We start from the raw sequence: 19,502 nt of genomic DNA, 5'->3' as shown, positions 1-19,502 counted from the left end.
ACTCAAGGGGGTCAGTTTTTCTGGAGATCTCAAGCAGCGATCGCGTTACATCACTTCTCGGCTAGCGCGGTAGAGATCTTTCCACCCCTCTCTTTCTTTCACAACCGTTTCCAGATATTCTTTCCAGACCACCTGATCTTGTACTGGATCTTTAATCACTGCTCCCACCAGACCTGCCATCAGATCGCTAGCGTTTAAGCTGCCGTCTCCAAAGTGAGCAGATAAGGCCATGCCGCTGCTGACAACGGAGATGGCTTCTGCGGTACTCAGAGTGCCTGTGGGAGATTTAAGTTTGGTCTTGCCATCGCTGGTCACGCCATTGCGTAACTCTCGAAAGATGGTGACAACTCGGCGGATTTCTTCGAGGGCGGGCGGTTCGGCGGGTAACTCCAAGGCGCGGCCTAAGCTAGTCACTCGACGCTGCACAATATTCACCTCGTCCTCGGCGCTATCTGGAACGGGCAGAATCACGGTGTTAAAGCGACGCTTCAAAGCACTAGAGAGTTCGTTCACACCGCGATCGCGATTGTTGGCCGTGGCAATTACGTTAAATCCTTTGGTCGCCTGCGCCTCGGTATTCAGTTCTGGGATGGGTAGCGTCTTTTCCGAGAGAATCGTAATCAGCGTATCTTGCACATCAGAGGGAATCCGGGTTAGTTCCTCAACTCTGGCAATCTGCCCTATCTCCATCGCGCGCATCATGGGGCTAGGAACCAAGGCTTGCATGGATGGGCCTTCTGCCAGTAGCCGCGCATAGTTCCAGCCGTAGCGAATCGCTTCTTCACTGGTTCCCGCTGTACCCTGAATTAGTAGCGTTGAGTCACCTGCGATCGCGGCAGATAGATGCTCAGATACCCAAGATTTTGCCGTTCCTGGCACCCCATAGAGAAGTAGAGCGCGATCGGTGGTCAAGGTTGCCACGGCAATTTCAATCACACGACGGTTGCCGATGTACTTGGGAGACACCTCAAACCCATTGTCGAGAGTGCCTCCAAGCAAATAGGTAGAGACAGCCCAGGGAGAAAGCTTCCAGTTGGGGGGACGCTGGCGCGTATCTTGTTTGGCGAGTTCATCGAGTTCATGGGCGAACTGATGCTCGGCGTGCTCTCGCAATAAGGTGGTCTGTGCCGAAGCGATCGCGGGACTAGCTTCGACCGTTGCGGCTTTTTTCGAGGTGCGAGTTTTGGTAGTTTGCTTGCTGTCTGTCATGGTTTCACTTTGATTGCTGGGTAAGGGCCTGTAACATGTCTTGCCGGAACTGGAGGAGCGCTAAGAATTTCTCAATCTCCCGTGACCAACAACCCCGATCAGTGCTGGCAGCCCAGTTGTTACGGTTTTCAATGGCTGCGGCTAAGGGGATGGCTTCGGTTAATAAAGAGGGAGGTATCCAGAGGGCAAATTCTTTCAAAGCTTCTAGCAGGTGCCACAAAGGCTGCGCTTCCAAGACAGTGATGTATTGATAGAGCGCATCCAGCACCGCTCGGCCTAGCTGGATACTCCAGGCTGAGCGCACCTGATATAGCAGTCGCAATGCTACTGAATTTTCTATCCCTTTGATCTGCAAGTGATTGAGCGCCAATGCTTCTTGCTCAGCTTCAGGTAAAAGCGCCATAAGTTGTTGTAAGTCTTCGTCCTGGAGATAGGTCACATCTTGGGTTGTGGCCAGATGAAACTCCAGCAGAGCAGGCACCCAAGTCGGCGATCGCTGGCGAATAGTCGCTTGCTTCCAGCCTTGCCAAAATACTGGAGTCCATTCACTCTGCACGGCAGCTTGCACCAACGCTTCTGGAGTGCATTGGGTTGAAGTCCAAACGCTTAAGGGAGTGGCCGCTACGATTTGCAACAGCCACCAGGCTTTTTCACCCATCGAGTAGTTATAGGGTACTTTTGGTTCAATTCCATCTCGGAGCAGGTTAGGATCAAGCGCTTCAGGCAGGGTGACTTCTAGAGTCTGGTTTGACCCAATCTGGATGTAACGATGGACTCGTTCTGTCATTCGTTGGCAGAGGAGGGAGTCAGGTAGTCTCGCCAACAGATCAGCGGCAACCCGACGCACATCCTTGCTGCGATCGCTCAACGCCAATTCTAGAAAAGGTTCATCTGCCAGGCTCAACTGGGTTAAAAAAGTTTCCAGAAAGGCTGCTTTTTCGGCGGCAGTTTCTTGTTTCCAAGTAGCTTCTAGGGCATGGCGGGCGCGTTCTGGATCTTGCGATCGCCAGCGACTCAGCAAAGCTTTTCGAGCGGCACGGTTGCCTGTCTCCCAACTCGCATCATCCTCAGTCCCCGTGACAAAATTCCAATCTGGGTTTTGCGCTGCTAACCATTGCCCTCGCTTGCCTAAAACAGGCGCAATTGCGGCTTGTAAATCGGTTTTGCGCTGGCCCAAATCCAGCAAAGCAGGCAAATTAGATTCTGGTACTCGCTGCCCTGCCGCCGCTACTGCCGCTAACCATTCTGGTAACACTTTGGCGTACTCTCCGCTTAGCATCAGGCTCAGGTGATGGCCCGCTTGAGGACTACAGCGGGGTAGGTCGTCTAAATCGCAAGCCGTGGGTAAAGGCTGACGAGCGATCGCGGGCAATTGCCCCACCTGTTGATGCAAAGAGGCAGTCGCCGCCGCGCTGAGTAGAGCCGCTTCCGGGTTGGCAGCATCTAAACGCGAGAGCAATTCACCCAGCAAGCCAGCCTCAGCAGGCGGAGTAAACGCTTGGCGCTCTGTGCCCAAAAGAGCCGCTGTTACAAGGGCTTCCCAAAGCGAAGTCATAGGGCACCACCCTTCAAAACATAGAATTTGTTTTCTGTCCAAACGCTGAGCGGCAGTAGTGTCTCTCCTTCCCATTCGGCAAACAGCGCTATCGGATGTCCTCCACTCAGGGCCAGCAATTGCCAGCTTCCAGAAAAGCGATCGCTGAGCTTGAGAAAACATCCCTCGGAGTCCTGGACAAACCAATGGTTGCCTTCACAGACTGGAGTTACCGCTTGGAGCGTAGCTGGAAACCTCTCTAGCCAGGGATTGCAGCTCATTGCCTGAGCATAAGCTTGCAAGGCGATCGCGATCGTTGGATAACCTGGCATCTCCTGCATTGGAGTTGGAGCGTGGTGGCGAGTTTTGAGCAAGGCTCGGAGCGGGTAAGCGCTAGGGTAAAACACCAACTCTGCATCCAAAACTGTGCCTGCAATCAAGCTGGCATCCATCGGCTGATTGCCGTGAGCAAAATCGAGCAATAGGGCGCTGCGTTGGCTTTCCTGTCCCCAAAGCCAACTCCGCCGAATTCGCAAACGGTCTTCTTCTGAGTGATATTGTCCTAAAATTAACCAATGGTCACGCAATACCTCTTTTGAACTATCACGCCCTGTGTTTTGAAGTTCATGGGGTAGCTCTGCCGCGATCGCCTCCGCCAATAACTCGTCTTGAGTTTGGGTCCAGCCAATTAAACTCCGGATGTCGGACTGAGTTCCAGGAGGTAGCGACTCCAAGCGCTGGAACCCTTCTAGCAGCAGGTGAAGTTTTCCTAGACGACTCAGCAATCGTTCTGCCCACCCTGATCCTGATGACGGAATGCTTGCCATTTCTCGCAGTTGTCGAGCCAATCCGGGTGCTTGGGCATCTACCAGCCGAGCTGCGGGCATGTCCCAAAACTGATAAGAATTTTGTTGCACCGTCGCTAACCCATGACGAGTTAGGTCATGAAGCCATAGTTGTAAATCTTGGATACCAGCCGTAACCTTAGCCGCGCGATCGCTAGCCCGCTTCGCTTGTGCAGTCGCATCAATCGGTTTGGATTGCTCTTGTTTTTGTTTTTGCGTGCGCTTTTCTTGACGCTGTTGGCGAGAACTCAGCCACTCTTCAACCCAGGACGGCGGCGTGCCAACACTAAAGGCAGTGGATTGCTCGGCCCAGGCCAGAAACAGCCCTAAGCCATGTTTACAAGGAAATTTACGGCTGGGGCAACTGCACTGAAATGCAGGTTCGCTCAAGTCAATCTGCGTTCGATAGGGGTTTTTGCCACTGCCTTGACATTCTCCCCAAACTGCTAGCTCCGCTTGGCCCAACACAACCCATTTGCGAATGCTCGCTAAGCCTTTGCCGTTCTTAGCAGAACTTGCATCGGGCGCTAGCGCCAAGATTTGCTCAGCGGTCCAGGTCGCAGACATCAGCGGGATCTCCAACGCTTACCAAAATAGGTGAGGAAATAAGTGGCTCTGAAAAAGCTCCAAATGCTGAGAACACATCGGTTCTGTTAACACCAGATGGGTCAGGCGCTAATCTGATCACCAGTAAACCCAAATTGCTTCGCTCTCTACCAAAGGGCCTCCGCATCCTTTACTTCATTACTGTGGAATTCCTCGGCAAGCAGTAATGCCAACAGTTACAAAAATAAGAACGATCTCGACTTTATTCCTGTAATGAGTATTCCTTAGACGAGATAGCAACGTATTTCCTGTGTCTTCTGAGGGAGAAGGCTTTCTATACCACGTGGTATAGCTAGTGAATGCTGTTTTATGGTTTGTGCCTTATGCCTGCGATCGCTGCATCGGAGCTAGCGGATCTCGTGCGAGAAACGCGACAACGGCTAGCACTCTCCCAAGTCAAGTTTGCCGCGAAGCTAGGAGTTTCATTTCAGAGCGTCAATCGCTGGGAAAATGGGCGAACCAAGCCCTTACCCATCGCGTTGAAGCAGATTGAACAATTGCTGCATCAGATGGGTGAAACTGGCAAAGATTTGCTCGCCAAATATTTTTCAGAGTAAGGATGGAGACTGTATGACTGATAGCCTTCGTCGCTCTGTCGCTTCTGACAAGTATTTATCTCAAAACATCACTCAAAACATCACTCAAAACACCGCTCAGGGCAGCGCTGAAGCTGAACAGGTAGAGCCAACAATGGCACGAGGCCAAAGTCAGGATTTTGATCAGCAGATTCTTGAAAGTAGCGATGACTGCATCAAGGTATTGGATTTAGAGGGGCGAATTCTGTTCATGAGTCCGCGAGGGCAAGCGCTGCTTAGCATCCAGGACATTACGCCGTTTCTGAACACATCCTGGACTGAGTTCTGGCAAGGATCGACTCAGGCTGTGGCAATCCAGGCGATCGTGAAGGCTAGAGCGGGTAAAGTTTGCACCTTTCAAGGATTTCGTCCAACGCTGAGCGGCGAGCCTAAGTGGTGGGATAACAAGATTAGCCCTATTCGGGGAGCAAATGGACAAGTTGAAAGGCTGTTGTGCATCTCGCGAGACATTAGCGATCGCGTGCGCGCTGAAGACGAACGCCAGCAGGCGGAAAAAGCCTTGCGCGAATCGGAAGCAAAGTATCGATCGCTGTTTGAGTCGATCGACGAAGGCTTTTGCCTAATCGAAGTTTTGTTTGATGAAACCGGAAAAGCAGACGATTACCGCTTCCTGGAAGCTAACCCGCTGTTTGAGAAACACACGGGACTGGTGGATGCGATTGGCAAAACAATGCGCGAATTAGTCCCAGAGCATGACGCATACTGGTTGGAGATTTACGGCAAAATTGCACTAACAGGTGTAGCGGTACGCTTTGAGAACTCTGCTGAGGCGCTGGGACGTTTTTTTGATATTTACGCCTTCCGGGTTGGTGAGCCGCACGAACGCAAAGTGGCAGTTCTGTTCAATGACATCAGTGAACGCAAACGAGCAGAGGAAGTTTCACGGCGTGCTGCCGAGTTTGATGCCTTCCGGGTTGCTCTGACCGATACCCTACGCCCACTTGCTGACCCAGTGGAGATTCAGGCTACAGCTAGCCGAGTGCTGGGTGAATATCTCGGTGCGAACCGCGTAGCCTACTTCGAGGTTTGTGGTGCTGATTACGTGGTTGAGCGTGACTACGTCAACGGTGCCGACGCGATCGCTGGCGGCTATCCCATTGATTCATTTGGACCCAAGCTGCTTGCGGCGTTCCGTGCGGGTCGTACGGTGTCCATGCCCAATGTGGCAACCGATCCCAACCTATCCCCAGCCCAACGGTCAGCTTACGCTGCGATCCAGATTGGAGCCTACATCGGCATACCGCTGGTCAAGGGTGACGAATTTGTAGCGGTACTAGCAGTCCACATGGCTGGACCGCGAGACTGGACACCAGACGAAGTGGCTTTAGTAGAAGAAGTTGCTGAGCGGACTTGGGCAGCAGTCGATCGGGCCCGCACCGAAGCAGCCTTGCGCGACAGTGAAAACCGCTTCCGCATGGCGATCGAATCTGCCCAGTTAGGGACCTGGGACTGGGATTTGATCACCAATCAACTGATTTGGGATGAAGGTTGCAAAGCCATGTTTGGCTTACCCCCAGAAGCGGAGAGCAGCATTGAGAGCTTTTTTGCAGGTCTACACCCTGATGATCGCGAACGACTAGAACAAGTAGTGCAACAAGTTTTGAACCCAGCCAGCGGCGGCAAGTATAGCGTAGAATATCGCACGATCGGAATTCAAGATGGCATTGAACGGTGGATTACGGCAAAAGGACAAGTTTACTTTGACGCTACCGACCAGCCACAACGCTTTGTTGGCACTGTACTCAATATCACTGAGCAAAAACATATTGAGGCAGAACGCGAACACCTCCTGACCCGTGAGCAAGCTGCCCGAGTCGAAGCCGATCGCGCGAATCGGCTCAAAGATGAGTTTTTGGCAGTACTCTCCCATGAATTGCGATCGCCTCTTAACCCAATTTTGGGTTGGTCAAGGCTCTTGCAGAACGGCAAGCTAGACGCAGCCAGAACCCAGCAAGCATTGAAGACCATCGAACGCAATGCCCAACTGCAATCGGAATTGATTGAAGATTTGCTCGATGTTTCCCGGATTCTCCAAGGCAAGCTCAACCTTGAAGTTAGCTCGATTAATCTGACCTTCATCATTAGAGCGGCGATGGAAACGGTACGGCTAGCGGCAGAAGCGAAGTCAATCCAAATTGAGAGCAGCCTTGAACCAGATGTGGGATTGGTTTCTGGAGATTCTACTCGGTTGCAGCAAGTGGTTTGGAATCTGCTCTCCAATGCGGTAAAGTTCACGCCAAACGGAGGGCAAGTCAGGATTCGGCTAGAGCGCTTAGACTCATACGCTTACATTACGCTCAGTGATACTGGACAAGGGATTGTCCCTGACTTCCTGCCCTATGTGTTTGACAGCTTTCGGCAGGCTGATGCCACTACAACACGAAAGTTTGGCGGCCTGGGATTAGGGTTAGCGATCGTGCGGCACTTGGTCGAACTACACGGAGGCACGGTCGGAGTCGAAAGCCCAGGGGTTGGCATGGGTGCTACCTTTACCGTCAGACTTCCACTGATGCCCACACAGGCGATCGCCACTCAGAACCGTCAGTCACCAGAATCTGACTACGATTTGCATGGGGTTCAGGTTTTGGTGGTGGATGATGAACCGGATTCACGAGAATTCGTGGCCTTTGTGTTGAAAGAAGCTGGAGCCACTGTGCTGATCGCAACGACTGCTGCTGAAGCCTTGACTAGGCTCATTCATTCCAAACCAAATGTGCTGCTGAGTGACATCGGGATGCCAGATATGAATGGCTACATGCTGATGCAACAGGTGAGAGCGTTGCGGCCAGAGCAGGGTGGACAAGTTGCAGCGATCGCCCTGACTGCTTACGCTGGAGACTTCAACCAGCAACAAGCGCTACAAGCTGGGTTTCAACAGCATGTCTCCAAACCAATCGAACCCAAAAAATTGATTGAAGTAATTTCTAGCTTGATTCAATCTACTTGATTCAATCTGTTTGAAGGCAGACTCCATTTCAGATTGTTAAACTACGACTGTCTAGAATAATCCCCTCAACCTGACCAGGAACCTTAATGCCCAGCCCCAGAGAACAATACGTTCGCTACTCGGACGATGTAGAAGTCAAACAACCCGACGAAGACAAGCTCATTCACGAAACCTTAGACTCGGTTAGCCGCATGGGGCAAAAGGTGTTTGACAAACATCGGCACGCTATGCGCGGTGCCCATGCCAAAGGACACGGTGGGCTCAAAGGGGAACTAACGATATATGACAACCTGCCTACACCGCTAGCGCAGGGCTTGTTCCGTGAACCGCGAACCTATCCTGTGATGATTCGCTTCTCGACCTCTCCCGGTGACATCATGCCCGATGGCATGTCTGCGTTTCGGGGTATGGCCATTAAGGTGATTGGCGTAGAAGGTTCTAAGTTATTTAGCTCTGAACCAGACGCACTGACCCAAGATTTTTTGATGATCAACCGCCTGGTTTTTCCATCGGGAAATGTCGCTCGCTACCTCAATGAGCAATTACTTCAGGAAAAGGTTGTGGTCCGAGCCCCTGAGGAGGCGCAACAACTTCTGACCACCGCCCTACGCACTGTGAATGCCGTCACCAAAAAGGTAGGAATAGACCTCTACCCGACTGCGTTGGGGATCACTGTGCCAGAAACCCACATTCTGGGAGAAACTTACTACACGACTGCTGCCTTGCGCTATGGAGACTATATTGCCAAAATTAGCGCTGTTCCCATCTCAGATAGTCTTCAGCCACTTATAGGTAAAACGGTCGAAACCAGTGATTCTTCAGTTTTGCGCGATCTGATTGTCGATTTCTTTCGTCAGCAACCTGCCGAGTATGAACTGCGTGCTCAGCTTTGCACCAATTTGGAGACGATGCCGATCGAAGATGCCTCGATTCAGTGGTCAGAGCAGGAAAGTCCCTATCAGGCGATCGCCAAGCTCACAATTCCGGTGCAGGAGGCGTTTAGCCCCGCGCGGCGTGTTTATGTGGATGAAGTGCTATCATTCAACGCCTGGCACTGCATTGCAGAGCATCGACCACTTGGTTCAATCCAGCGAGTCCGGAGGCAGGTGTACGAAGCCTCCAGCCGATACCGTCATGAGATGAATCAGCAGCCGAAGGGTGAACCACGCAGCATTGAGGAAATGCCTGATTAGAAGGATAGAGAGACAGAGGATGAACCCTAAAGCATTTAAATCCTTTACCCAGAGACCATGAACTATTCTTTCCCCCCAGATCTTCAGCGATCGATTCAGCAAAGCTTGCAGGAAATTGCGTCACAGATGGGGAAACCGCTGAATGAGGTGGCAGCAGAACAGTTATATGAAGACGCTAATGCCCTGCTGAATCACGTGCCTCATGAGCCCCTCACCTTGGCACGAGTGGCAGGCACACTGCTAGTGTACCAAGGGCCAAACACAGAACCAGAAGAGTTAGAGTGGTTCAAATCTCAGGTGCAGCAATGCTCTAGTGATGAGGAGATTGAGGAGTTGATGGAGTCACTGCATCGGATTGATGCGCTGTAACAGAGGCCAACTGGATATACAGCTTTTCGCCAAAATGACTCAACACATAACGAGACTTCTCACGGCGTGAGCTTCCTGGCAGGATTCACACTCTACCGAGGTTAAGTCCCAGCGTCAGCATACTCAACAATACAATCAAGCCAAGCGCTCGACGAAAGTAGTTAACTCCCTCAAACAGCTCCTGCCAGGCCCAAGTAAACAAAGCACCAAACGCGACTAAATCGAATGCGGTCTGGATTTTGCCACTAGGAAGCACGGATTGCAGAACAGTTGCTGTCAACCCAACCAGGAGGGGGAGATTGGGCATTTGCGCAATCACGATCTTGCCTTCACTGTCTCGAAAGGTGCGATCAAACAATGTACTTTGCTTGGCCTCAAGTTCTTCTGGCTTACTGCTCAATTGAGATGACATGTGCCTTACCTGAAATACCACTGAAGCTCAATGTTATGGGTGTTCACATGGCAGTGCCTATATCGGGAGGTAGGTTAACAGCTTGTTACTGACGATCTCTGAGATATATGGCTCAGTGGCGTACAGCTCAGTAGCGTGCAGTCTTCTTGTGAAGCAGCTTGAAGCATGGCCCAGCTCAAGCAATCGTAAGGTGACTCACTTTCAACCCCTTGATGCGCTTCTCATCGCTCCTACAATTGCGGATTTAGCACCGTAGCTTAATCCACAATTTTAACGGGAGTGCCGAGCTGGACCCATTTTTGCTCAATCAACTGTTTCAAGGTATCGGGTGCCAAATGCACGCAACCACCAGAATTTGCTTGACCAATATTCTTGGGATTAGGAGTGCCATGCAGCGCGATCGAGAACCAGTAAGGCGTTGAGGCAAACGTGCTCATCTTAGGGCCTGTAATTGTGGTTTCTGAGGTGAGTCCGATATACCCGTCGCCATAGGCTTTGTCTGGGCTACCATTGCCATCAAAGTCAAGCCGACTCATGTTCTGGAATAGCTGAACCAAACCTTGCGGTTGACTCACCAGGGGACGAAATTGCGGATTTTGAGCGAAACGCTGTACATTCTGGCTCGCGATTTGGTTGTAAGCAGATTTTTTGTAGAGAATTAGGTCTATTGTCATCTCACCAGTCGGGGTTACTAGGTCAGTCATGTCCTGTTTCTCCTTCAGGCCACCCTGCCCGATCCCGATCGGGGCTTCATACAGGCGATCGCCCTGACTGTTGAGTACTTCCAGGCGCTTATCGCTGCGGTGAATTAGGAGAGAATAGGTTGCTTTCTGTTTGTGACTGGCGATTGAAGACCCAACCAACTCAACAGGTTGTTTTGTCGCTACAGCAGTGCTTGTCTCTGGACGCTGAGGTTGATCCGCTCTGGGGGCAGTGCAAGCAAAGAGTACCACTGGTACGAGCACCAGACTTTTAAAGAAGGCTTTAGAGGTCTTGAGTTGCCTGTTTTTGCTCTTTCTGCTAGATACTTGGCTCAATAGTTGAGATAGTCCTGATCTCACAGTAGACATTGACATTTCTGACCTCTGATTCAGGAAGCGCTAACCAACGATGTTTTTTAGTGAGTTGTTCTAATTTCCTACGTTACACCCTGGGGTAAAACAGGTTAAATTATGGCCGATTTTGGCGCGCAACTAAATCATCCAATTCGCTTTGCATGTGGGCTCGTACTTGTTCGTAGCAGGCATCCACATAAGCGCGATCGCAGGCAGCGGCTCGTCCATAACGCTCAAAGACGACTGGCGCACAGACACGGGTTTGAATTGGCACTGGCAGAGGGAAGTTAGGCAACGGACCGATTCCCACTCCCCAAGGCAGCCCCAAGTAGATAGGAAATACCCCAGTGTTGCCATCCAGTCGCCAAGGAAATCCCCACTGATGAAATTGCTGCATCTGTTCATAAAAGTCGCCTAAAACCATCAGCGTTTCATGCGCCCCATGAGAAACCACAGGCACAATCGGCGCTGACTCTCGCAAGGCCAGCTTAATGAATCCTCGGTGTCCTGCCAGGTGAATGCGATGGCGCAAGCTGTAGGGACGAAACATATCTTGGGCACCTCCCGGATAGACCAGTAGAGCCGCATCGGCTTGCAAGGCCGCGATCGCCATTTTTGGATGAGCTTGAATCGCTCCCACCTGTGCCCCTGGAACCGCAAAGATAGGAGTTTGCCAAGCGGTCGGATGCATCAGGGCATAAGCGGGACGCTCAGTGCCAAATCGCCGAAACCAATCGAGCATGACCATTGAGGTATCAGGCGATGCCAAGCCTCCATTATGGGAGCCGACAATTAACACCTTGCCGCTAGCTGGCATGTGCTGCCACCCTTCGGTTTCCACCCGAAAATAGTAACGGTAAAACCATTCCCAGACGGGCATCCAAGCTTTGATCGCTTCAGGATCACGATCTTTTAAAGACCAACCATCAAAGCGATGAAAACCCTGGCGATCGCGAACATCGCTACCGAGCCATGAAGTCATCTGTTGCCAGAAATTCATATGATGTTGAGATCAGTAGATAAAGTATCAAAAGTCAAAGTATCAAGCACAGCAATCTTGGGGAGTTTCACAAGTGGGACGAGCGACCAGCCCCGGATATGGCTCCAAAGCGAATTCTGTCTCTGGGTTGCTTAATAAATGGCGATCGCAGACTGCCAAGAGTTCTGTTTCCGTCCGAGCTTGGCGCATCTCCCTTAAAAACGCTCCCGCAACATCGACACTTTGAGCAATAAAGTTGAGATACATCTTCATGTGGCTGACCCGCGCCCGCTCTGGCACCATTGACGCGGTTTGGGTTTGGCGCAAGCGCTCAATGTAATCGTGAACAGCACTGAGAGGAACACCAGAAACAGGCTGACCGTTTAAGGCTTGGCGGATTTGCTGAAAAATCCAGGGGTTACGAATAGCAGCCCGACCAATCATCACTCCTGCGGCTCCTGTCATCTCTAAAACAGATAGGGCAGAGGTGGCGGAGGTCACATTACCGTTGGCTAGCACTGGACACCTGACCTGTTGGACGGCGTGGGCAATCAGGTCGTAGTGCACGGCGCTATGATACTTCTCCTTCACCGTACGACCATGTAGGCTCAATAAGTTGATGTCGCATAAATTGATCAGGTCGAGGAGGCGATCGAAGTGGTCTGTGTTGTCGAAGCCAATCCGCATTTTGACAGTCAGCCGTCCTGCCACAGCTTCCCGTAACTCGCTCAGAATCTGTTTCACCTGTTCTGGGTCACGCAACAACCCGCCACCAACGTTCTTGCGATAAACTCTGGGAGCTGGACAACCCAAGTTAAGGTCGATGCCTGCAACCGGATAGTGGCTTAACTCGCGGGCTATGCGTACTAAGTCAGGAATGCTCTCCCCAATCAGCTGCGCGAAGACTGGGCGACCCGTCGTGTTTTCTGTAATCGATCGCAGGATCTTTTTATTGAGCGTGGAACTAGGATGGACGCGAAAGTACTCGGTAAAAAAGTAATCGGGACAGCCGTAGTGAGCCAGCACGCTCATAAAGTGTAAATCTGTCACATCCTGCATGGGAGCTAGGGCTGTTAAGCTAAGTCCCGGACAAGTTGACAACGGCAGGATCTGAGAGAGTGGCATTTACAGGTTCGCTTGCAAGGCCGAAGGGGTGGAGATTGTCCCAAGACTGGATCACCTGAACCATCCTATCAGGAATCGATCTGCACCGATCTGGACCGATCTGGTTGATTGGCGCTGCCGTTCTGCATATTCGGCATAATGGAGGAGAACGGATTGAACTGAGTGGGCGATCGCATGACTTCAGCAGAAGCAGAACTAAAGATTAACTCTGCGGTACAGTGGCAAGCGCAAGGCTGCGATCTTTGTGCGGCTGAGCAATACCCAGCGGCGATCGCAGCGTTTGATGTGGCTTTAAGCCTAGAGCCGAATAACTGCCAAACTTGGAACTACCAAGGTAATGCTTACAGTGCCCTACGGCGACAAGCAGAAGCTCTAGCTTGCTACGACAAAGCCACGTTCCTAAATCCGCTATATCACCAAGCCTGGTTCAACCGAGGTCTGTTGTTGGTAGAGATGGGAGCGTATGGTTCGGCCCTCGCTGCCTATGATCAAGCCATTACCTTACATCCTGATCCTTGCTATCTCCATGCCAGAGCCGACATTTGGCTGAAGAAAAAATTGACCCCCTTTGCCTAAGCCACTTGTAGAACTGTCAGCCAAATTAGGCTAGGCATAGGTTACTCCACAGGTTACTCAGAATTAACAATTGGGCGATCGCTATATTGAGCAATCTGCCAAGCCTGATTAGTTAGCCCAAACTCCACCCTGAGCGATCAACATTTATTCAGGTGGCAATAGAGCCTGTAGGCTTAGCTACCAAGCACGATCTCTCCTTAGGGCTGATGAATTGGGCTGAGCAAATTATCAGTATGGAAAGTAGGGCTGACAGCAATTGAGCTTGCGGTTGGTCTAAGTGTTTCGGCGATCGCAGTTTTCTTATTATGAGCCTTCTTCTTCTCGACCTCGACGGCACCATCCGCGAACCCTTAGAGGGACAGCTATATTTGCAGCACCCCCAAGACCAACAAATCATTGCTGGGGCAGAGCTAGCGATCCAGAGCTATCCCGCAGATTGGATTATCGTAGGCATCACCAACCAAGGCGGTGTTGCGGCTGGGCACAAATCTATCAAGCAATGCATCCAAGAGCAGCAATATACCCTGCAACTCATTCCTCAACTGAAAGAAATCTACTTCTGTCCTGACTTTGAAGGCAGAAAGTGCTTCCGCGTGACTCGTCACAATGTCCACAACCACAGCATAACGAAATGGTTCCGTCAGTATCGCAAACCTAGCCCTGGCATGCTGAAGTTGGCGATGGTTAGACACAATCACTTACCAGAAAACTGCTTGTATGTGGGTGATCGTCCCGAAGACGAACAAGCCGCCCAACGAGCAGGCATAACTTTTCAATGGGCTTGGGCCTGGATAGCAAGACATCGAGCTGAGATGGCTTTGAAGATTTAACCGCGATCGCCAGCTAAGCCAGAGAACCAGATTTAAACTGAACCATCTTTGTCAGATAGATCCTGTTCCAAGTAGATTTCTCCCTCAATCTTCCTTTTACGGGTGACTGGGGCAGCACCGCCTGTAAACGTCTCTGAGACTCTGCATGAATATTGGACCGGAAGTCTGTTAGTAAGTCACCGCTTAGGAATTGGTATTAGCTGTAGTGCTACAGGGTAGAACAATCCTCTCCATTTAGTACGGTTTATCTCCTCCGCACTTACTAGCGGAATGGCTAGAGTAGAGCAAGTGTCAAGGGCGATTCCAGGATGCTTACAGGCTCCAATTTGGGTAATCCAACCTAGCTCTCCTGAGCAGAAGGTTTGAATAGGAAGATTTTGAACGTGGTAAAAAAAGGACTTTTAGCAGTAATTCTGGCGTTTTTGGGTTTTATGGTTGCACTGACACTATCCACTCAAGGTTCCACTCCCATTAATCAGCTCTATGTGTTTGGAGACAGCCTTTCGGATGTAGGCACTGTGTTTCGGGCAACTGGAGGGATGTATCCGCCTCGTCCCACGTACTACCAAGGACGCTACTCAAATGGTCGAGTCTGGGTGGAGTATCTGGGCGATCGCCTCTCTTTATCTAATGCGCAGACGAGTAACTTTGCCTATGGTGGGGCCACAACTAGCAGCGATCGCAGCAGTTTAGTTCCTGGGCTGCTCAGCCAAGTCAACTCATTTACCCAAACCCATCCAAAAGCAGACTCTAAAGCTCTGTATGTGTTGTGGGCAGGGGCAAATGACTACTTGCAAGGAGTCAGCAACACCAATGGCCCGATCCAGAATATTACTCAGGCGATCGCATCGCTGAACAAAGTGGGAGCGAGAAAGATCTTAGTGGCAAATCTACCAGACTTGGGGCAGCTTCCTTCTACCCGGAATGGAGGCCAAGCTGGGACTCTCAGTACCTTGAGCCAAACCCACAATCAAGGCTTACGGCGATCGCTCAAAGTGCTGACTCAGCAACATCCTGATTTACAAATTGCAACTCTAGATGCCAACACGCTTTACCGAGAAGCCATCAGCAACCCAACCAAGTTTGGCTTTACCAATGTCACTAGTGGATGTTTAGCAGGTTCTAATGCTTGTGGCAATCCTAATCAGTTTTTGTTTTGGGATGGCATTCACCCCACCACAGCAGCGCATCGAATTTTGGGTGAAGCGGCCTTCTCAGCCATTCAAGCTGAGGGAATAGCCAGCTCCCGCTCAGCATTGCTGCCATAAAACTTCTACTACTTTTTTGCAACTGCTAAGCCCTTCCATCGATCGCCTTACTGCATCTGGAAGGGCCTAGCTTTGGTTGGGATTTGTTTGGGTTGGATCGGTCTGAATAAACCACTCCAAGGCTCCTCGGGCGATCGCCTTTGGCACTGTATGCGGTCCCTCAAATTCTTGATACAGCACGTTGTAATCAGCCCCTTTTAATTGCGGCACCAGTTTGCGGCTACAACGATCAATTGGGAGAACTTTATCTTGGGTTCCGTGAGAGACGAAGATATGTGGATCGCCTGCTTGCCGAATCGGAGCCATAAATCCCGGTGAAAAAGCGAGGACATGGGTGAATAGATCCCCATTCATGATGCCTACAGAGAGAGCATAGGAAGCGCCATCAGAAAATCCAGCTACTCCGACTCGCTGAGGGTCGATGGCATAACGGCTAAAGGTTTGAGTCAACGCTTGATCAATAAAGGCAATATCTGGCCCATATTGACCCATAATCACATCCCAAGTTTGCCGCCGCGAGTCAACTGCCAAGACAATGGCTCCGACTGAATCAACGATTTGCTGGAGGATAGTCAGCGCTCCCTCAGCATCTCCTCCAGCACCATGTAGCATCACCACTAAAGGAGCAGGACGATCGGCGCGATAGCTAGCAGGCACATAAAGGAAACCGTCTCTTTTTTCACTTAACTGGAGAGGATGCAGCCCAGATTTTCCAAATACTGTAGGCTGTTCTGGTCGAGACCGTAGTTGGCCTGTAGCGGCTGAATCGATTTGCTTTGAAGTTCCCATAACTGATAAATTCTGATTTTCACAACGCGTTACTTGAGAGACCGCGATCGGTAAAGCGCACCCCACGATCCCAAATCGCACAAACCGTCGTCTCGTCCAGTGAGCAGGCCAGTTAAAAAATAAGGCGTGGTTTTTACTCATTGCGATCGCCAAGCCTCCGAGTGAGGGCAGTAGCGCAGCCGTAGCACAGTTAAAAAATATTGGTCTCAAAGAACTAGTCTTTGTTTTTCGGGTGCTCCTAGGGAGGACTGCAACTCTATATCCACCCTAAGCCGTTTCAAGCTTACTGGCTTGGTTCTTCCGGAGGATTCAACGCCTTGGAATTATTAACGATGGAAGTGACATAATTCACATCTCATCTTTTGCTGCACCCGTCGAAGTTTAGCAATCTAGAGTAGCTTCTCGCTCCCAAGGAGTGATTTGGGTGCTGTAGTCACGCCATTCTTGATGCTTCAGCTTCAAATAAGACTGCACAAACTCTGTTCCTAGTGACTCGTGCAAGGTCGAGTTATTTTCTAGCTGGCGTAGGGCATCGAGAAGGTTGCCAGGAAGAGATTTCGCCGTGTCTGGAGGTAGGGGCTGAGTGTAATTGTTGTTGTCATAGCGGGGACCCGGATCTCGTTTTTGCACCATTCCATCTAACCCTGCGGCAATGAGGGCGGCGGGTAGCAGATAGGGGTTGGCAGCTCCATCAGCTAGACGTAGCTCAAAGCGTCCAGGTTCGGGGATGCGGATGGCGTGGGTCCGGTTGTTGCCGCTGTAACTGATTGTATTGGGTGACCAAGTTGCCCCAGAGAGGGTAGCAGGGGCGTTGATGCGTTTGTAGGAATTGATCGTGGGGTTGGTGAAGGCGCAGAGAGCAGGGGCGGCATGGAGAACCCCACCGATGAAGTGGTAGGCCAAGGATGACAACCCTAGTTCTCCATCGGGATTATGAAACAGGTTGGTAGTGCCCACCGCATCCCAAACGGATAAGTGTGTATGGCAGCCGTTCCCGGTGAGATGGGCAAAGGGTTTGGGCATGAAAGTGGCTCGGAGTCCATGCTTTTCCGCGATCGCCTTCACCATGTACTTAAAGAACGCATGGCGATCAGCAGTCACGAGCGCATCAGCATAGGTCCAGTTCATCTCAAACTGCCCATTGGCATCTTCATGATCATTTTGATAAGCTCCCCACCCTAGAGTGAGCATGGCATCGCAAATCTCAGCAATCACATCAAACCGCCGCATCAGGGCTTGTTGGTCATAACAGGGTTTGGTCTGGCGATCGCACAAATCCGATAACGTTTCGCCATCGGCTGACAACAAAAAGTACTCGCACTCTACTCCTGTCTTGACGCTGTAGCCCATATCCTGCGCCTGTTGCAGCACTCGCTTCAGCACCAGACGGGGAGTTTGCTGAATCGATATCCCTTTGGGTGTTACCAGATCTGCGGGCAGCCAGGCTACATCCGGTTTCCAGGGTAATTGAAACAGGCTGCTGGTGTCAGGCAGGGCGAACATATCTGGGTCAGCAGGCGTCATATCCAGCCAAGTGGCAAACCCCGCAAACCCCGCACCACTAGTTGCCATTGCATCGATCGCCGCTGTCGGCACCAGCTTCGCTCGTTGCGTCCCAAACAGATCGGTAAACGAGATCAAAAAATAGCGGATACCCCGCTCACGGGCGATTTCAGATAGAGCTGGAGTCATGTAGGATTTTCCTAAGAAGAGGGTTAGCACTAGAGCGAGACAGTTCTCCGCCGTCTAGCATCTGGTTCAACTACTCAGGCAGCCTCATTAAACCGAGCAGCAATGTGGCGGTTGGCTGCCACATATCCCGGTCTTACTTCAGTGAACTGCCCTGCCAACTTTTCGTGGGCTTTAGGTAAAGCATGAAAGGGGATCGATGCGTAGAGATGATGCTCCGCATGGAACGGCATATTCCACATCAGCAATCGCATCGGCCACATTGTCAGCGTGGTGCGTGTATTACTCAAAGGGTTGCCATCTTGGGTGCAACCTGTGTGCTCTGCAAGCAAAACGAAGCGCAAGATTGGTTGTCCTACCACCAGTGGCAACAGCCAGTAGATGAAGAACCAGGGTTGTTGAACAGCGATGGAAAGGGCGATCGCGCTGCCATAGACGGCCAACTGCCACCGAATCGATCGCGTCACTTCTCCTCGCGCTGTTTCAGAAATATAGGGACATCCCTCAAACTGTCCGAGCGCAGTCTGAATATGTCTCCGTCCCTTCCCCATCCACCAGGGAATGCCACTCATCTGCCAGAGGTAGTTCATCCAGTTAGTCGGGGGGACATCCTCCAACTCCGGATCTTTTCCGGGGATTTGAGTATAGCGATGATGCCACTTGTGATAGCGCCGATAGAATGTGCTGTTGTAAAACGACAACACCCCGGCTAGCCATGCCACTGCATCATTCACCGGGTGACTAACAAATGCCGTCCGATGCGCACACTCATGCATAGGTGCAAACATCGATGCCAGACTAAAACCGTAAACCACCAATGCTGGAATTGCTATCCACCAGTGCGCCCAACTCAAACCCCAGATAGCACCGCTAGCCACCATTACTGTTAGATGTCTGCTTAATTGCTGCCAGCCTTGGCGATCCGATCGCTCATTCAACTCCAGCAACTCTCGTACTGACAAAATTGGACTTGGTTTTAGTTTTACGTGCCAGGCTTCCGCATGCTCAGAAGCATCCGGCGGTACAGATGCAGAAATAGCCCTATCCAGCGTAGACATACTTGTTCGCCCAACCCAACAGAAACGATGGAAAGCACATTAAGGCTTCGTGTATTGGTATACCGCCCACGCTTCATCGCTCGTTGTACTAAAAGCTACCGTCTGGAGTTTGCCAGATAAAGCTACGACTTGGGATAGCTACAAACCGTTGTTATTATCCTGCCTACGTCACCCAGAGATTGCACAAGAGGCGATCGATCGCTGCCATTCTCTAATTCGGTGCCATTCTCAGCTTCAAAGCCCGCGCTGCATAAGTAGGCAGCTGCAATTAAATCTAAGATAGAGAGGTGTGTTAACTTGCTTCACTAAACTCTATGCCTGCTCCAATTCATCTCATTCTCAGCGAGGAGGAAGACCGCATCTTGAGCGAATTGCGGGTTGCCACAACGGTTCCGCACCGAACCAGAGACCGGGCTCATATG

General features: G+C 51.1%; 17 protein-coding genes. 7 read left to right on the top strand and 10 right to left on the bottom strand.

Translation table 11 applies throughout. The features are described 5' to 3' along the window. Positions 1-45: 45 nt before the first annotated feature. The 3 genes from NDA01_RS23005 to NDA01_RS22995 are packed head-to-tail and all read right to left on the bottom strand — an operon-like array spanning position 46 to position 4,155. Positions 46-1,209, bottom strand: coding sequence for an ATP-binding protein (locus tag NDA01_RS23005; RefSeq protein WP_348229803.1), 1,164 nt, complete (start codon positions 1,207-1,209; stop codon positions 46-48). Positions 1,210-1,213: 4 nt separating this feature from the next. Next, positions 1,214-2,764 (bottom strand): DUF5691 domain-containing protein, encoded by a 1,551-nt coding sequence (locus NDA01_RS23000; protein ID WP_348229802.1) that lies wholly within the window; start codon positions 2,762-2,764, stop codon positions 1,214-1,216. Then, positions 2,761-4,155: an SWIM zinc finger family protein gene (locus NDA01_RS22995; RefSeq protein ID WP_348229801.1), complete on the bottom strand. Its 1,395-nt coding sequence runs from the start codon at positions 4,153-4,155 to the stop codon at positions 2,761-2,763. Before NDA01_RS22995 ends, NDA01_RS23000 begins: the two co-directional genes overlap by 4 nt. 362 nt (positions 4,156-4,517) lie before the next feature. On the opposite strand from NDA01_RS22995, the gene NDA01_RS22990 reads away from it, so the two are divergent. The 4 genes from NDA01_RS22990 (at position 4,518) to NDA01_RS22975 (ending at position 9,299) form a co-directional block, all read left to right on the top strand. Then, the gene (locus NDA01_RS22990) at positions 4,518-4,751 is read left to right on the top strand and encodes a helix-turn-helix domain-containing protein (RefSeq protein ID WP_190443022.1); all 234 of its coding nucleotides are present in this window, start codon (positions 4,518-4,520) and stop codon (positions 4,749-4,751) included. Between the two features lie 13 nt (positions 4,752-4,764). Next, positions 4,765-7,737: an ATP-binding protein gene (locus NDA01_RS22985; protein WP_348229800.1), complete on the top strand. Its 2,973-nt coding sequence runs from the start codon at positions 4,765-4,767 to the stop codon at positions 7,735-7,737. 86 nt (positions 7,738-7,823) lie between these two features. Further along, positions 7,824-8,930, top strand: coding sequence for a catalase family protein (locus NDA01_RS22980; RefSeq protein ID WP_348229799.1), 1,107 nt, complete (start codon positions 7,824-7,826; stop codon positions 8,928-8,930). Positions 8,931-8,987: 57 nt separating this feature from the next. Next, positions 8,988-9,299, top strand: a complete 312-nt coding sequence (locus tag NDA01_RS22975; protein ID WP_348229798.1) for a hypothetical protein — start codon at positions 8,988-8,990, stop codon at positions 9,297-9,299. A gap of 85 nt (positions 9,300-9,384) precedes the next feature. On the opposite strand, the gene NDA01_RS22970 is transcribed toward NDA01_RS22975, so the two are convergent. From NDA01_RS22970 to NDA01_RS22955, 4 genes are all read right to left on the bottom strand, one after another. Further along, a complete protein-coding gene (locus NDA01_RS22970) occupies positions 9,385-9,711 on the bottom strand; it encodes a hypothetical protein (protein WP_348229797.1) in 327 nt (108 codons plus the stop codon). Between the two features lie 257 nt (positions 9,712-9,968). Continuing rightward, the gene (locus tag NDA01_RS22965) at positions 9,969-10,664 is read right to left on the bottom strand and encodes a L,D-transpeptidase (RefSeq protein WP_348229796.1); all 696 of its coding nucleotides are present in this window, start codon (positions 10,662-10,664) and stop codon (positions 9,969-9,971) included. Positions 10,665-10,881: 217 nt separating this feature from the next. Further along, entirely contained in the window at positions 10,882-11,748 is an 867-nt protein-coding gene (locus tag NDA01_RS22960) for a lysophospholipid acyltransferase family protein (protein ID WP_348229795.1), read from the bottom strand. 60 nt (positions 11,749-11,808) lie between these two features. Then, positions 11,809-12,870: a tRNA dihydrouridine synthase gene (locus NDA01_RS22955; protein WP_348229794.1), complete on the bottom strand. Its 1,062-nt coding sequence runs from the start codon at positions 12,868-12,870 to the stop codon at positions 11,809-11,811. Positions 12,871-13,044: 174 nt separating this feature from the next. Here NDA01_RS22955 and NDA01_RS22950 point away from each other — a divergent pair, with 174 nt between their 5' ends. From NDA01_RS22950 to NDA01_RS22940, 3 genes are all read left to right on the top strand, one after another. Then, the gene (locus tag NDA01_RS22950; RefSeq protein ID WP_348229793.1) at positions 13,045-13,446 is read left to right on the top strand and encodes a tetratricopeptide repeat protein; all 402 of its coding nucleotides are present in this window, start codon (positions 13,045-13,047) and stop codon (positions 13,444-13,446) included. A 305-nt stretch (positions 13,447-13,751) separates the two neighbouring features. After that, a complete protein-coding gene (locus NDA01_RS22945) occupies positions 13,752-14,276 on the top strand; it encodes an HAD-IIIA family hydrolase (protein WP_348229792.1) in 525 nt (174 codons plus the stop codon). A gap of 431 nt (positions 14,277-14,707) precedes the next feature. Then, the gene (locus tag NDA01_RS22940) at positions 14,708-15,544 is read left to right on the top strand and encodes an SGNH/GDSL hydrolase family protein (protein WP_348229791.1); all 837 of its coding nucleotides are present in this window, start codon (positions 14,708-14,710) and stop codon (positions 15,542-15,544) included. A 66-nt stretch (positions 15,545-15,610) separates the two neighbouring features. Here the strand turns inward: NDA01_RS22940 and NDA01_RS22935 are convergent, their stop codons facing one another. The 3 genes from NDA01_RS22935 to NDA01_RS22925 form a co-directional block, all read right to left on the bottom strand. After that, positions 15,611-16,543, bottom strand: coding sequence for an alpha/beta hydrolase (locus NDA01_RS22935; RefSeq protein ID WP_348229790.1), 933 nt, complete (start codon positions 16,541-16,543; stop codon positions 15,611-15,613). A gap of 171 nt (positions 16,544-16,714) precedes the next feature. Beyond that, entirely contained in the window at positions 16,715-18,025 is a 1,311-nt protein-coding gene (gene glnT / locus NDA01_RS22930) for a type III glutamate--ammonia ligase (RefSeq protein ID WP_348229789.1), read from the bottom strand. 74 nt (positions 18,026-18,099) lie between these two features. Beyond that, the gene (locus NDA01_RS22925) at positions 18,100-19,080 is read right to left on the bottom strand and encodes a fatty acid desaturase family protein (RefSeq protein WP_348229788.1); all 981 of its coding nucleotides are present in this window, start codon (positions 19,078-19,080) and stop codon (positions 18,100-18,102) included. Between the last annotated feature and the right edge of the window lie 422 nt (positions 19,081-19,502).

The sequence above is a fragment of the Trichocoleus desertorum AS-A10 genome, from assembly GCF_039962155.1.
Taxonomy (GTDB): Bacteria; Cyanobacteriota; Cyanobacteriia; order FACHB-46; family FACHB-46; genus Trichocoleus.
This window is presented reverse-complemented; position numbering and strand designations above follow the sequence as displayed.

Bases quoted from the DNA above. Each gene is read 5' to 3' on its own strand.
- NDA01_RS23005 (WP_348229803.1), bottom strand. From the start codon at position 1,209: ATGACAGACAGCAAGCAAACTACCAAAACTCGCACCTCGAAAAAAGCC.
- NDA01_RS23000 (WP_348229802.1), bottom strand. From the start codon at position 2,764: ATGACTTCGCTTTGGGAAGCCCTTGTAACAGCGGCTCTTTTGGGCACA.
- NDA01_RS22995 (WP_348229801.1), bottom strand. From the start codon at position 4,155: ATGTCTGCGACCTGGACCGCTGAGCAAATCTTGGCGCTAGCGCCCGAT.
- NDA01_RS22990 (WP_190443022.1), top strand. From the start codon at position 4,518: ATGCCTGCGATCGCTGCATCGGAGCTAGCGGATCTCGTGCGAGAAACG.
- NDA01_RS22985 (WP_348229800.1), top strand. From the start codon at position 4,765: ATGACTGATAGCCTTCGTCGCTCTGTCGCTTCTGACAAGTATTTATCT.
- NDA01_RS22980 (WP_348229799.1), top strand. From the start codon at position 7,824: ATGCCCAGCCCCAGAGAACAATACGTTCGCTACTCGGACGATGTAGAA.
- NDA01_RS22975 (WP_348229798.1), top strand. From the start codon at position 8,988: ATGAACTATTCTTTCCCCCCAGATCTTCAGCGATCGATTCAGCAAAGC.
- NDA01_RS22970 (WP_348229797.1), bottom strand. From the start codon at position 9,711: ATGTCATCTCAATTGAGCAGTAAGCCAGAAGAACTTGAGGCCAAGCAA.
- NDA01_RS22960 (WP_348229795.1), bottom strand. From the start codon at position 11,748: ATGACTTCATGGCTCGGTAGCGATGTTCGCGATCGCCAGGGTTTTCAT.
- NDA01_RS22955 (WP_348229794.1), bottom strand. From the start codon at position 12,870: ATGCCACTCTCTCAGATCCTGCCGTTGTCAACTTGTCCGGGACTTAGC.
- NDA01_RS22950 (WP_348229793.1), top strand. From the start codon at position 13,045: ATGACTTCAGCAGAAGCAGAACTAAAGATTAACTCTGCGGTACAGTGG.
- NDA01_RS22945 (WP_348229792.1), top strand. From the start codon at position 13,752: ATGAGCCTTCTTCTTCTCGACCTCGACGGCACCATCCGCGAACCCTTA.
- NDA01_RS22940 (WP_348229791.1), top strand. From the start codon at position 14,708: ATGGTTGCACTGACACTATCCACTCAAGGTTCCACTCCCATTAATCAG.
- glnT (WP_348229789.1), bottom strand. From the start codon at position 18,025: ATGACTCCAGCTCTATCTGAAATCGCCCGTGAGCGGGGTATCCGCTAT.
- NDA01_RS22925 (WP_348229788.1), bottom strand. From the start codon at position 19,080: ATGTCTACGCTGGATAGGGCTATTTCTGCATCTGTACCGCCGGATGCT.